14 protein-coding genes are annotated in these 12,511 nt (G+C 55.5%); 6 read left to right on the top strand and 8 right to left on the bottom strand.

The window, feature by feature from the left end:
• Positions 1-86: 86 nt before the first annotated feature.
• The 6 genes from C7433_RS13280 to C7433_RS13255 all read right to left on the bottom strand — a co-directional run bounded on the left by C7433_RS13280 (position 87) and on the right by C7433_RS13255 (position 4,886).
• On the bottom strand, positions 87-1,358 hold the full coding sequence (locus tag C7433_RS13280) for an alanine racemase (protein WP_110268342.1): 1,272 nt from the start codon (positions 1,356-1,358) through the stop codon (positions 87-89).
• A gap of 9 nt (positions 1,359-1,367) precedes the next feature.
• Entirely contained in the window at positions 1,368-2,105 is a 738-nt protein-coding gene (locus tag C7433_RS13275; protein ID WP_033739676.1) for an amino acid ABC transporter ATP-binding protein, read from the bottom strand.
• A complete protein-coding gene (locus C7433_RS13270; protein WP_006120747.1) occupies positions 2,105-2,746 on the bottom strand; it encodes an amino acid ABC transporter permease in 642 nt (213 codons plus the stop codon). The genes C7433_RS13275 and C7433_RS13270 overlap by 1 nt, the downstream gene beginning before the upstream one ends.
• On the bottom strand, positions 2,743-3,480 hold the full coding sequence (locus tag C7433_RS13265; RefSeq protein WP_039338355.1) for an amino acid ABC transporter permease: 738 nt from the start codon (positions 3,478-3,480) through the stop codon (positions 2,743-2,745). Before C7433_RS13265 ends, C7433_RS13270 begins: the two co-directional genes overlap by 4 nt.
• A 48-nt stretch (positions 3,481-3,528) precedes the next feature.
• Entirely contained in the window at positions 3,529-4,371 is an 843-nt protein-coding gene (locus C7433_RS13260; protein WP_039338353.1) for a transporter substrate-binding domain-containing protein, read from the bottom strand.
• Positions 4,372-4,493: 122 nt separating this feature from the next.
• The gene (locus tag C7433_RS13255; RefSeq protein WP_033739549.1) at positions 4,494-4,886 is read right to left on the bottom strand and encodes a RidA family protein; all 393 of its coding nucleotides are present in this window, start codon (positions 4,884-4,886) and stop codon (positions 4,494-4,496) included.
• A gap of 362 nt (positions 4,887-5,248) precedes the next feature.
• Here C7433_RS13255 and C7433_RS13250 point away from each other — a divergent pair, with 362 nt between their 5' ends.
• Complete coding sequence (locus tag C7433_RS13250) at positions 5,249-6,001, top strand: IclR family transcriptional regulator (protein WP_110268341.1); 753 nt, start codon at positions 5,249-5,251, stop codon at positions 5,999-6,001.
• A 43-nt stretch (positions 6,002-6,044) separates the two neighbouring features.
• Here the strand turns inward: C7433_RS13250 and C7433_RS13245 are convergent, their stop codons facing one another.
• Positions 6,045-6,329: a YciI family protein gene (locus tag C7433_RS13245; protein WP_033739545.1), complete on the bottom strand. Its 285-nt coding sequence runs from the start codon at positions 6,327-6,329 to the stop codon at positions 6,045-6,047.
• Positions 6,330-6,338: 9 nt separating this feature from the next.
• On the bottom strand, positions 6,339-7,349 hold the full coding sequence (locus tag C7433_RS13240) for an aminopeptidase (RefSeq protein ID WP_006120741.1): 1,011 nt from the start codon (positions 7,347-7,349) through the stop codon (positions 6,339-6,341).
• Between the two features lie 251 nt (positions 7,350-7,600).
• Between C7433_RS13240 and cysG the strand changes: the two genes are divergently transcribed.
• The 5 genes from cysG to C7433_RS13215 are packed head-to-tail and all read left to right on the top strand — an operon-like array spanning position 7,601 to position 12,356.
• Positions 7,601-9,016, top strand: a complete 1,416-nt coding sequence (gene cysG / locus C7433_RS13235; protein ID WP_110268340.1) for a siroheme synthase CysG — start codon at positions 7,601-7,603, stop codon at positions 9,014-9,016.
• An 11-nt stretch (positions 9,017-9,027) separates the two neighbouring features.
• Positions 9,028-9,936 (top strand): sulfate adenylyltransferase subunit CysD, encoded by a 909-nt coding sequence (cysD, locus tag C7433_RS13230; RefSeq protein ID WP_006120739.1) that lies wholly within the window; start codon positions 9,028-9,030, stop codon positions 9,934-9,936.
• 11 nt (positions 9,937-9,947) lie between these two features.
• Positions 9,948-11,375, top strand: a complete 1,428-nt coding sequence (gene cysN, locus C7433_RS13225; protein WP_110268339.1) for a sulfate adenylyltransferase subunit CysN — start codon at positions 9,948-9,950, stop codon at positions 11,373-11,375.
• Positions 11,375-11,980 (top strand): adenylyl-sulfate kinase, encoded by a 606-nt coding sequence (gene cysC / locus C7433_RS13220; RefSeq protein ID WP_033739539.1) that lies wholly within the window; start codon positions 11,375-11,377, stop codon positions 11,978-11,980. Before cysN ends, cysC begins: the two co-directional genes overlap by 1 nt.
• A gap of 55 nt (positions 11,981-12,035) precedes the next feature.
• A complete protein-coding gene (locus C7433_RS13215; protein ID WP_006120736.1) occupies positions 12,036-12,356 on the top strand; it encodes a DUF3561 family protein in 321 nt (106 codons plus the stop codon).
• The last annotated feature ends 155 nt before the right edge of the window (positions 12,357-12,511 follow it).

Genomic DNA, 12,511 nt, shown 5'->3' with positions numbered 1-12,511 from the left:
ACAGCATAACAAAACGGGCGATTCGGATGAATCGCCCGTTTTGTTATGGGCCGGGTCGCGGCCTCAGCGGTGGAGATTCTCTGTGGTCAGAACGCGGTTTCTACGCTGTCCACGACGCGGTAGTCGTCATCGACCAGCGGAAGATAGCGCCACTTATCAAAAGCGGTACAGGGATGAGAAATACCGCATCCTACCCAGTCGCCCGGCTGAAGGGATTCATCCGCGGGAAGGCGCAGATAGGCATGCTGATCGTTAACCTCGCTGATCGACAGATGCGTGCCGGATCGCGGTGCGCTGCCGTCAGCGGCACGCATCCACAGCGGGACAGGTAAATCCTGATCGAAAGGGACATCGCGTCGGCCAAAGTCCAGCAGCGCCAGTCCCGGTTCCGGACGGGACAGTACGCGTCCCCAGATTTCCAGCGCGGCTTCAAAATAGTGGCCTGAGCCCGGCTGCGCAAAGGGGGCGATACGGGAATAGAGACCGCTGTCGTGTGCCATATACGCACCCGAGCGAATTAAAGGCTGAACCGGTAGCGGCAGCGTGGCCTGGGTAAAGCACGCTGTCACCACATCAAACCAGGCACCCCCACCGGCGCTCAGCAGAATGGTCTCACTCTGAAACAGCTGGCGTTCAGCCAGCAGAGTGGCGGTAGATAACATGACGTTGCAGTAGTGCTGAATTAACGCCACGCCCGCTGCATCACGCGCGGCACCCAGCGCCCCTTCATAGCCCGCGACACCGACAAGCTGCAGGTGGCGACTCTGGGCGATGCGTTCAGCTATCCTCAGCACTTCCTCCTCGGTTCGGCATCCTGTTCTGCCGCCGGGAATCGATACTTCAATCAACACGGCAATGGCCGTATCGCCCAGGTTCTCTTCCAGCAGCGTGATGCCCGCCAGTGAATCCACATAACAGAGAAAGCCGTGGTCAGGATGCTGGCGCTGCCATTCACCGATCCAGCGAATACCGGCAGGATCGACTAACTCGTTTGCCAGAAAGACATTGCGGATACCAAAGTGTCGCAGGGCACGGACCTGAGCGGGCGTGGCGGCGCTGATGCCCCATGCACCGCCCTGACTGACAGCTCGCCGTAAGATGGTCGGTGCCATCGACGTTTTACCGTGCGCCGCCAGCATGACACCTTTTTCGCGACAGAATGCCGCGAGTTGCTGCAGGTTATTCTCCAGTGCGGCCTGTTTCATGACCATCACCGGCGAAAACACCGCTGCGCTGCGCAGGACGTCGGTGCCGATCTCAAGCGGCGCCGCGCCGGTACCGGCAACGGATTTAAAACGGGGCGATGGCTGCGCGGCATCCAGCGTGGCATCCGCGTTTAGCGGAAGACGTAAAGACATAGCGGCTCCTTAATGCTCAAGAACGCGTGACAGAAACTGTTGCGTGCGTGGATTCTGGGGATGCCCGAAAATGGCGTCTGGTGTGCCCTGTTCGGCAATCACGCCCTGATCCATAAACACCACCCGGTCAGCGGTTTTGCGGGCAAAGCCCATCTCATGCGTCACCACAACCATGGTCATCCCTTCACGCGCCAGCCCGCGCATGACTTCCATGACTTCGCCGACTAATTCAGGATCGAGTGCGGAGGTCGCTTCGTCGAAAAACATGATTTTGGGCTGTACCGCCAGCGCGCGTGCGATAGCCACACGTTGCTGTTGTCCGCCCGAAAGCTGAGAAGGATAGTGGCCGGCGCGGTCAGCCAGTCCGACGCGTTCCAGCGCGGCCATGCCGCGCGCGTTTGCCTCTGCGACGGAGAGTTTCTGAGCTTTAATCAAGGCCAGCGTGACGTTGCCCAGTGCCGTTTTGTGGGGAAACAGATTGAACTGCTGAAACACCATGCCTACGTGCCCACAGATATCACGACTCCGTTTTTGATCGTGCAGCGGTATGCCGTTAACCCAAATTTCGCCGCCGTCGGCTTTTTCCAGACCGCTCATAATGCGCAGTACCGTACTTTTACCCGAACCGGACGCTCCGATCAGCACCAGAACCTCGCCCGGCGAGACATCCAGACTGATTTCTTTCAGAACCTGAGTCGCGCCGAATGACTTCGTGATCCGGCTCAGGGTAATGGCTGCATTTTTCATCATAACGGGTTCCTGGTTTGCTGGTGTTGCACCCAGCGAGAAAGCGGGTAACAAAGCGCGAAGTAGAGCAGGGCGACCAGACCATAAATCAGCACCGGCTGCCCGATACGATCAACGATGGCCTGGCCCTGATGCATCAGTTCAGACATGCCGATCATGCTGACAATCGAGGTATCTTTGATGAGCGACAGATACTGGCCGACAAGCGGGGGCAAGACGATCCCACGGGTTTGCGGCAGGATAACGCTGGTGAAGGTCTGTCGTCTGGACAGGCCGAGGATCCAGGAAACCTCCCACTGGCCTTTCGGGACCGCCTCAATGCCACCACGAAAGATCTCGGCAATGTATGCGCCCTGATAAATGCTCAGCCCCAAAATGCCTGCGGCAAACAGGTTGATGTCATAGCCAAAATACGCCACGCCAAAGTAGATAAACATCAACGTGATCAAAACCGGTGTGCCGCGAAACAGCTCGGTATAGATCACCGCAATCTGCCGGGCGACAGGCAGGCGGCTGGTCCGCAAGACGGCGGCCAGAAGGCCAAGCAACGTACTGCCGACAATGGCGGCAACCGACAGCAACAACGTAATTATCAGACCGCGCCACAACAATGGCAGGCTGCTGAGAATCAGTTCGCTCATTGGACCGGCTCCTGTTTAGCGGAAGGTGACAGCATTTTTCTGGCCTGTGACCAGAGCGGTCTTTTTACGGCGACGACCAGCGGTGGCATGAACAGCCGACGTCCCGCAACCGTCCCTAACCACGAGAACAGGTTGCTGAGAAACAGGTAGACCAGCGCGACAACGCTAAAGGTCTGGATGTAGAGCAGCGTCCGGGCGTTAATCACGGTGGCTGTGCCCGTCAGTTCCGGTAGCGCAATCGCTGACAGCAGTGAGGTGCCCAGCAACAGCTGAATCAGGTTATTCACGATAGCGGGCCAGACCGCGCGCGCTGCCTGGGGCATGACCACATTGATAAACATCTGGCGGCGGCTGATGCCCAAAATCCAGGCGGCTTCCAGCTGACCTTTAGGAACCGACTGAATCCCGGCCCGGAAAATCTCGGCCAGATAGGCTCCGACGTTAATGCCCAACGCCAGCACACCCGCCGTAAACGCACTCATGGTGATGCCCAGCGAAGGCAGCCCAAAGAACACGATGAATATTTGCAACAGCACGGGCGTGTTACGGATAAATTCAACATAGCCGTGGCTCAGCCAGCGAACAGGCGCAAAGCGGGCGGCTTTTGCCACGGCAGCCAGCAATCCCAGCGCCAGCGCCAGCATAAACGCCAGCAGCGTCACCTGAAGCGTCAGCCAGGTCGCGGCGAGAAAGGTGTCGGCATACTGCCAGAGTGTCAGCCATTGATAGCGCATAGGAAGCCTCCTTAACAGGACGCAGGACATCACCTGCGTCCTCTCTGGTCAGAACTGCGGATTCAGCGGATAGCGAGGTTTACTGCCAAACCATTTCTGGTAGAGCTGGGCATTCTCACCGGATGCATTAATTTCAAACAGGAACTCGTTGAGGTAGTTCGTCCAGATCTGATCGCCCTGTTTAACACCAAACGCGTTATATTCCAGCGGGACCAGCGCTTCGTTTGTCACTTCCAGCGTCGGATCGAGCTTGGCCTGGTAGGCGAGGAAGTTGTTATCCTCAATCATCGCATCGGCTTGTCCCTGTTTCACCGCCAGGATAGCGGCCTGAGAAGAGTCATATTCCTGAATCTTCACGTCGATCCCCATGCTGCGTACTTCGTCGCCGTTGGTCGAGCCTTTCACGGTCGCAATGGTTTTGCCCGCCATGTCGTGGGCCGATTTGATCCCGCTCGCTTTACGCACCAGCATGGCTTCACTGGCCACCACGTAGGGCTGAGTAAAGCCAATCTCTTTCGCGCGCGTCAGGTTACGGGTGAAATTACAGAACACGACATCCACTTTGTTGGTTTGCAGATTAGGAATACGGTTAGCGCTGGTGGTATTCACCATTTCCAGTTTGACGCCCATCTCTTTTGCCAGCGCTTTTGCCAGGTCGACATCGTAACCATCCGGATTGCCCGCTTTATCGTAAAAACCGAACGGTGCAAAACTCAGGCAATCGCCCACCCGCAATGTACCGCGCTGAAGAACGGTTTGTAGCGTGGATGGCGGTGCTGCACCTGCGGTTTCGTTTTTATTTTCGGTCGGTGTACAACCGGTCAGCGCCGCGACGGTGAGCAGAGCGGGAAGGAGCCGGACGAATACATTTTGCTGGAAAGTGGTATTCATATTTCTTCTCTCAAATAAAAGAGGGATATCACCAACATTATTAAATAATGTGGCGGGATATTTTTAATTATGGCTTTTCTGTTGGATGCGTTTATTTTTACCAGGCGAATAAACCGCAGCTATTATTTTCGTCCGGCATTAAAACACGTCATATCGACTTCGACTTTGCAATCCACAACCAGGTCCTGCACGCTGCAGATTCGGGCGGGCGGATGGTCATGAAAGAGTTCACTAAACACTTTATTAAATGAACTAAAGTACCGGGCATCCGTCAGGACCGCCGTCACATGCACCACGTCCTTAATCTGATAACCCGCTTCCCGCATGATGGTCAGGCAGTTTTCAAAGGCCAGCCGAGTTTGCTCAATGATGCCGCCCTCTACGACTTCACCGCCTGTCATCGGTGTTTGTCCGGAGATATAAAGCCAGCCATCGGCTTCGACCGCACGTGCAAAAGGCAGTTTTTGTCCTCCGGTTCCGACGCCGCCTTCCGTACCGTAACGCTTGATAGTCATACTTATGCCCTTAAAATCGTCACTTCGCTTTGTCTGGTATACCGGAATTCAATCTGCAATACCGGATAGGTCGAGATTTGCACAATGTTAATTATTTTGCAATAGCGAGTAACGGGATTATTTTTTAGCATTAACGTATGGCTCACGAATATTTTTTATCAATGATTAGTTTTTTAAATTAAAAGTGATCGATGTCTCTTTTTTTAATTCAGCGTGCGCGTTTTTGGTGCCCCAATAATTAGCATCAGGAGGAAAAAGAAAAGGATGGTTATTGTGCGCGTACTCAGGTAAAACCGTGTTGGCTGTGTATGATGGCGGCCTGAACCGATTTAACGTGGCGATGCCGGTAGGAGAAAAGTGGTATGCAGGAAGATAAACCCGCCAGAGCGCGCGGCGTGGACCGCGTAATTGATATTTTCCGTCAGCTGCATATTGCCCGCCAGCCGATGGCGATGCGCGAACTGATTGAAGCGACCGGTGCGCCGCGTTCCAGCGTTTATGAACTGGTTAAACTGCTGAGTGAGGCAGGGCTGGTTGAACTGGATGCAGAAGGCAGCGTGTATTTTGGCCGCGAAATGCACTATTACGGTGCGGACTACATGGCGCACAATCCCCTGATTCGCCGCGCGCATCAATTAATGATCGAGATGGTTGCTGAGCATGGCGAAACCGTGCAGTTGTGCATGCTGGAAGGCAATAAATATACGGTGGTGCTGTCAGAGAGCAATGCGCATCCTTTCAAAATCACCTCAGACATCGGCGTTAAAATTCCGATTCCCTGGACCGCAACGGGCCGTCTGCTGCTGAGTAACTGGAGTGATGAGGCGATTCTGGCCCTGATCCCCGAGGAGGATTACCGGCTGGCCAATGGTAACGTCTTAGATAAGCAGGCTTTTCTGACCGATATTCATCGGGCGGGCCATCAGGGCTATTCGATGACGGAAGGGCTGTCTGAAAGTTTTACCTGTTGTATGGCCGCCCCGATTCGCGCCCGAAACGATCTGGCCGTGGCCGCGATTTGTTTTATGGTCAGTCGGGATACGCCCGAGGAGCGACGTCAGATGCTGTTAAAAACGCTTATTAACGCGGGGCAAAAGCTGTCTGACTTTACCTGAACCGACAGAAGAGCCTGCTTCTTCTGTCGGTCACACTGACGCGCTAATAACCTTTGAGGACCGCGACTTCATCGGCTGCGCGCGTGATGTTAACGTTAGTGACCTCGTAATGGGCCACCGCAACGAAAGGATCGTCCGCCAGAATGTGATCTAACCGGGCGCGCGGCATTGCTTTGACCATAATCATGCCACCGGTACGCGGATCCTTTCGGCCCGCAGCGATAAAGTCGCCGCTGTTAAAATGCTGATCCAGCCACGTAATGTGCGGAGCCAGCAGGGCCTCGACGTCCTCAATCGGGCGGAAATAGTTCAGGTAAACGATGTACATCGTAGCTCCTCACACTTTGGGGTTGGTTAGTTCACTCAGTAACGGCAGCAGGACTTTCACACTGTCATGGGTGCGCAGACTGATACGACCGGGCAGCCAGTGATCCAGGAAATCCAGATTGTCGCGGTCGGTCTGATGCCAGGTGGTACCGTCAGGGAAATGCCGGGAACGGCGGCGCTGTTGGTCGCCGTCTTTGCTGCCTGCGTTCCAGTTTCTGGCGGTGACATCCAGTAAGGGAAAACCTGCCGCATCGAAAGGATTGACACCGTGAAAGTCATTTTTCGTGAGTTGACGACTGGCGGCGGAGATGCCAAAACGACGCGCCAGCAGCAGGGCGCGTTCGCTGGTCTGTTTGCGTACGGCACGTGGCGTGTTCATACCGCTGTTGAAATAGAGGTGGTCGCCCGTAATCAAACTGTTGAGATCGATTACCAGCAGCGTATTCTTCTTCTCTTTCTCGCTCATGCGCGCCACATAATCGTCCATGCCATGCAGATGGGATTCGCTGGCGCTGAGCGCCACAAAGCGCACCCCGTAATGAAGCGGCTTATGGCTTAACTGCTTAGCCAGTTCCAGCATCACGCCTAATCCGGAAGCATTATCATCCACGCCTTGCAAACGCAGGCCACCCAGGCCGCGCGCCTGTTCATTGTCGCTGAGTGGAATCCAGGTATCCAGGCTGGCAATTACCAGAATTTCCTGTGGGGCGCTGCCTTCCCGTGCGGCGATTACCGAGGTCGCGGTAAGCTTGCGCCAGCGCGATGTGCCATCACGTTCCTGCCATGTGTAACCCGTATTAAACTGTCGGGTATTGGTTTCAAACCCCAGGGCCGTAAACTGATGTTGCAGGTATTCCGCCGCCATCAACTCGGCCGGGCTGCCGCTCATGCGACCGGGAAAGTACGTTGAGATATGACGGACCTGCTGTTCGGCGAAGTGTCCTGTGAGGTCGGTCAGGGCCTGAGCGCTGAAGATCACGCTGCCACCAAGCAGTGCGGCCAGGCGGAGAAAGGCAAGCATGTCGGGTTCCTTGTGGCTTATTCCTAAAAAGGAGGGGCATTTTTTGTGGCCTAGTATGAAACTGTGATGCTCATTACACAATTTGAATCGTCCTGAAAGGCCTGTAGGATCATCCGCTAAGCACATTTTGTTCTGAGCTTTTCTTTAGCGTTATTCCATTCGGTAACATCTCATTCCAATTCGTAATTTCATCTCAATTCACCAGGGAACGTATAGTCGCGATAACGCATCGTAACAACACCAGGGTTAACGTGGATTATTTGCCTCTTTTTGCCGATCTCGCGGGTCGACCTGTACTGGTCGTGGGCGGGGGAGATATCGCGGCGCGCAAGATTGAATTGCTGCGTCGGGCGGGGGCGCGCATTCAGATTGCCTCACGCGAGCTGTGCCCGGAGTTACAAACCTTACTGGATGAACAGCAGCTTGAATGGCTGGCGACGGCTTTTGAGCCTGCACAGCTAGACAAGGTGTTTCTGGTCATTGCCGCGACCGACGATAACGCGCTGAATGCGCAGGTTTATGACGAGGCCAATGCCCGCCATAAACTGGTCAATGTCGTCGACGATCAGCCGAAATGCAGTTTTATTTTCCCCTCCATCGTAGACCGCTCACCGCTGGTGGTGGCGATCTCCTCCAGCGGGACGGCACCGGTCCTTGCCCGCATGTTACGTGAAAAACTGGAAACGTTGCTGCCGTCTCATCTGGGCCAGATGGCCGAGCTGGCGGGGCAGTGGCGTGACAAAGTCAAAGCCCGCTTCAGTCGCATGTCCGATCGCCGCCGCTACTGGGAACGGATCTTTAACGGCCGCTTTGCCAGTCAGATGGCATCAGGCGATGTTGAGGCCGCCAAAGCGACGCTGGACAGCGAACTGGGCGATCAGCCGCCCCGGCAGGGCGAGATTATCCTTGTCGGTGCCGGGCCGGGCGACAGCGGTCTGCTGACGCTGCGCGGGCTGCAGGTGATGCAACTGGCCGATGTGGTGCTCTATGACCATCTGGTCAGTGAAGAGGTGCTGGATCTGGTTCGACGCGATGCCGACCGTATCTGCGTGGGCAAGCGTGCCAGCGCGCATCTGTTACCGCAGGACGAAATTAACCAACTGATGGTGCAGCTGGCGCAGAAAGGCAAGCGCGTGGTGCGGTTGAAAGGCGGCGATCCGTTTATCTTCGGCCGCGGCGGCGAAGAGTTACAGGCCGCCCAGCAGGCGGGCATTCCGTTCCAGGTCGTGCCTGGCGTTACCGCTGCCGCTGGCGCAACCGCCTACGCCGGTATCCCGCTGACGCACCGTGATTACGCGCAGAGCGTTCTGTTTATTACCGGTCACTGTCGGCCGGACAGCGATGACATTGACTGGCCGTCCCTGGCGCGCGCGCGACAAACGCTGGCGATTTATATGGGCGCGATGAAGGCCGCCGAAATCAGTCGACAGCTTATTCTCCATGGACGCGCGGCGTCGACGCCGGTGGCGGTAATTGGCCGCGGCACCCGGTCCGACCAACAGGTTCTGACCGGCACGCTTGAACATCTTGAAACGCTGGCAGCGTCAGCGCCTTCCCCGGCCCTGCTGGTGATTGGGGAAGTGGTTAATTTACACGGGCAACTTGCCTGGTTTCAGCATTCGGCACAGCAGGGGGCTCGTGAGTCCGCCGTTGTCAATCTGGCTTGAGAGGAAAAACGATGGATCAAAAACGACTCACTCATCTGCGCCAACTGGAGGCAGAGAGTATCCATATCATCCGTGAAGTGGCAGCCGAATTTGGCAATCCGGTCATGATGTATTCTATCGGCAAGGATTCTTCTGTGATGCTGCATCTGGCACGCAAAGCCTTCTATCCGGGTACGCTGCCCTTCCCGTTGCTGCATGTCGATACCGGCTGGAAGTTTCGTGAGATGTACGAATTCCGCGATCGCACCGTAAAAGCCATGGGGGCCGAACTGCTGGTGCATCGCAACCCGGAAGGCGTGGCGATGGGCATTAATCCCTTTGTGCACGGCAGTGCCAAACACACCGACATCATGAAAACCGAAGGCCTGAAGCAGGCCCTGAACAAGTACGGTTTCGATGCGGCCTTTGGTGGCGCGCGCCGTGATGAAGAGAAGTCACGCGCTAAAGAGCGTATCTACTCATTCCGTGACCGTTTTCATCGCTGGGACCCGAAAAACCAGCGCCCGGAACTGTGGCATAACTATAACGGCCAGATTAACAAAGGCGAGAGCATCCGTGTTTTCCCGCTGTCAAACTGGACCGAGCTGGATATCTGGCAGTACATCTTCCTGGAAAACATTGAGATTGTTCCGCTCTATCTTGCCGCGCCGCGTCCGGTACTGGAACGTGACGGCATGCTGATGATGATCGATGACGACCGTATCAACCTTCAGCCAGGTGAAGTGATTAAACAGCGCATGGTGCGTTTCCGTACCCTGGGATGCTGGCCGCTCACCGGTGCGGTGGAATCTGAAGCGCAAACCTTGCCTGAGATTATTGAAGAGATGCTGGTTTCGACCACCAGCGAGCGTCAGGGCCGGGTGATTGACCGCGATCAGTCCGGTTCGATGGAACTGAAAAAACGTCAGGGTTATTTCTAAGGAGACGCCAGATGAATACCGTAATTGCACAACAAATTGCCGAACAGGGCGGCGTTGAAGCCTGGCTGACCGCACAACAGTACAAAAGCCTGCTGCGTTTTCTGACCTGCGGCAGCGTGGACGATGGGAAAAGTACGCTGATCGGTCGCCTGCTGCACGACACCCGACAAATCTACGAAGATCAGCTGTCGTCATTACAAAGTGACAGTAAACGTCATGGTACGCAGGGCGAAAAACTGGATCTGGCCCTGCTGGTGGATGGCCTGCAAGCCGAGCGTGAGCAGGGCATCACCATTGACGTCGCTTACCGCTATTTCTCTACCGAGAAGCGCAAATTCATCATTGCCGACACGCCGGGGCATGAGCAGTACACCCGCAATATGGCGACGGGGGCATCGACCTGCGATCTGGCTATTCTGCTGATCGACGCCCGTAAAGGCGTGCTGGACCAGACCCGCCGCCACAGCTTCATTTCCACTCTGCTGGGAATCAAGCATCTGGTCGTGGCGATCAACAAAATGGATCTGGTGGACTATCAGCAGTCTGTGTTCGAGCAGATCAAACAGGATTATCTCGATTTTGCCGGACAACTGCCCGACGACCTGGATATTCGTTTCGTGCCGATGTCGGCGCTGGAAGGCGAAAACGTCGCCTCACAGAGTCAAAGCATGCCCTGGTACACCGGTCCGACCTTACTGGACGTGCTGGAAACGGTGGAGCTGAACGCAGTCGTCGATCATCAGCCGATGCGGTTTCCGGTGCAGTACGTTAACCGTCCCAATCTTGATTTCCGGGGTTATGCCGGTACGCTCGCGTCCGGGACCGTAAAGGTGGGCCAGCGGGTTAAAGTGCTGCCCTCCGGCGTTGAATCGACTGTTGCCCGCATCGTGACCTTTGATGGCGATTTGCAGGAGGCGGGCGCGGGTGAAGCCATTACGCTGGTTCTCAATGATGAGATTGATATCAGTCGTGGCGATCTGCTTGTGGAGGCAAGCGCGGAACTGCGTGCGGTTCAGTCAGCCACCGTCGATGTGGTGTGGATGGCAGAGCAGCCGTTACAGGCCGGGCAAAGTTACGATGTAAAAATTGCGGGCAAAAAAGCGCGCGGTCGTGTTGAAAAGGTCATTCATCAGGTTGAGATTAACTCGCTGGAAAAACGCGAGGCGGATAGCCTGCCGCTGAATGGCATTGGTCTGGTGACGTTTACCTTTGACGAACCGCTGGTGCTCGACAGCTATCAGGATAACCCGGTCACCGGCGGAATGATTATCATCGATCGTCTGAGTAACGTGACCGTCGGGGCTGGGCTTATTCATGAGCCGCTGGCCGATAACCCCCAGCAGCACGATGAATTTAGTGCGTTTGAACTGGAACTGAATGCGCTGGTTCGTCGTCATTTCCCGCACTGGAATGCACGCGATCTGCTGGGCGGTCAGTAATGGCCCGGCATGATGAAAATGTCGTATGGCATGACCATCCCGTCACGCGCGATGCGCGTGAACAGCAGCACGGCCATCAGGGCGTGGTGCTGTGGTTCACCGGCCTTTCGGGGTCGGGAAAATCCACCGTGGCTGGCGCGCTGGAACAGGCGTTGCACCGCATCGGCGTCAGCACCTATCTGCTGGACGGCGACAACGTGCGTCATGGCCTGTGCCGCGATCTGGGCTTTAGCGATGCCGATCGTAAAGAGAATATCCGCCGGGTAGGCGAAGTCGCAAAACTGATGGTGGATGCGGGGTTAGTGGTGCTGACCGCGTTTATCTCACCGCATCGGGCCGAGCGTCAAATGGTGCGTGATCTGCTGGATGAAGGGCGGTTTATTGAGGTTTATGTCGATACACCGTTGGCAGTCTGTGAAGCGCGCGACCCGAAAGGGTTATACAAAAAAGCCCGCGCGGGCGAATTGCGAAATTTCACCGGTATAGACAGCGTTTATGAAGCGCCGGAACAGCCAGAAATCCGGCTTAATGGGGAACAATTGGTTACAAAACTGACGCCCCAATTATTAGATCTGCTGCGCCAGCGCGATATTATCAGTTCCTGAACAGACAGCGGCAGAGCGCATTCCGTTTTGCCGCCTTCGCGTTGACAGGATATTTATGCAGAATATAACCCCCATGCTGGCACGCAAAGACTCACGTACGCCTGATGAACCGCGTTCGGTATTACCGGGTGGCATCATTGGTTTCGTATGTTACTGGTGTGCGCTGGCCATTCCTTTCCTGTTGTACGGCTCCAGTACGCTGTTTTTCTTTCTCTACACGTGGCCCTTTTTCCTGGCGCTGTTTCCGGTTTCCGTCCTGACGGGCATGGTACTGAGTACCTGGCTGCGTGGACAATGGATATGGACCTCCCTGATATGCGTTATCGCTGTCGCCCTCCAGTTCTGGATACTGTTCCTGTTTCTGTCACGCTGGTAACGGCGTTGATGTCTAAACGCACCAGCAGGTTACAAAAGTTTTCCGGTCTTGTGCCTTCTCATTCTTCTCCTTTTTTGCTCAGGCGAACGGCATTAGCAGGCATTTTCGCTGCCAGTGTGGAGTCCTGAGTAAAGTTATGGGATGATTGAGCCGTT

It is taken from the genome of Pantoea sp. PNA 03-3 (genome assembly GCF_003201175.1).
Lineage (GTDB): Bacteria > Pseudomonadota > Gammaproteobacteria > Enterobacterales > Enterobacteriaceae > Pantoea > Pantoea stewartii.
Note: the sequence above shows the minus strand (reverse complement) of the source record. Positions and strands in the feature narration are given on the sequence as shown.

What these genes read in the sequence shown, in the direction of transcription:
- C7433_RS13265 (WP_039338355.1), bottom strand. Translation starts at nt 3,480, where the DNA reads ATGCGCTATCAATGGCTGACACTCTGGCAGTATGCCGACACCTTTCTC.
- C7433_RS13275 (WP_033739676.1), bottom strand. Translation starts at nt 2,105, where the DNA reads ATGAAAAATGCAGCCATTACCCTGAGCCGGATCACGAAGTCATTCGGC.
- cysN (WP_110268339.1), top strand. Translation starts at nt 9,948, where the DNA reads ATGAATACCGTAATTGCACAACAAATTGCCGAACAGGGCGGCGTTGAA.
- C7433_RS13240 (WP_006120741.1), bottom strand. Translation starts at nt 7,349, where the DNA reads ATGCTTGCCTTTCTCCGCCTGGCCGCACTGCTTGGTGGCAGCGTGATC.
- C7433_RS13255 (WP_033739549.1), bottom strand. Translation starts at nt 4,886, where the DNA reads ATGACTATCAAGCGTTACGGTACGGAAGGCGGCGTCGGAACCGGAGGA.
- cysD (WP_006120739.1), top strand. Translation starts at nt 9,028, where the DNA reads ATGGATCAAAAACGACTCACTCATCTGCGCCAACTGGAGGCAGAGAGT.
- C7433_RS13250 (WP_110268341.1), top strand. Translation starts at nt 5,249, where the DNA reads ATGCAGGAAGATAAACCCGCCAGAGCGCGCGGCGTGGACCGCGTAATT.
- cysC (WP_033739539.1), top strand. Translation starts at nt 11,375, where the DNA reads ATGGCCCGGCATGATGAAAATGTCGTATGGCATGACCATCCCGTCACG.
- C7433_RS13270 (WP_006120747.1), bottom strand. Translation starts at nt 2,746, where the DNA reads ATGAGCGAACTGATTCTCAGCAGCCTGCCATTGTTGTGGCGCGGTCTG.
- C7433_RS13245 (WP_033739545.1), bottom strand. Translation starts at nt 6,329, where the DNA reads ATGTACATCGTTTACCTGAACTATTTCCGCCCGATTGAGGACGTCGAG.
- C7433_RS13280 (WP_110268342.1), bottom strand. Translation starts at nt 1,358, where the DNA reads ATGTCTTTACGTCTTCCGCTAAACGCGGATGCCACGCTGGATGCCGCG.
- C7433_RS13215 (WP_006120736.1), top strand. Translation starts at nt 12,036, where the DNA reads ATGCAGAATATAACCCCCATGCTGGCACGCAAAGACTCACGTACGCCT.
- C7433_RS13260 (WP_039338353.1), bottom strand. Translation starts at nt 4,371, where the DNA reads ATGAATACCACTTTCCAGCAAAATGTATTCGTCCGGCTCCTTCCCGCT.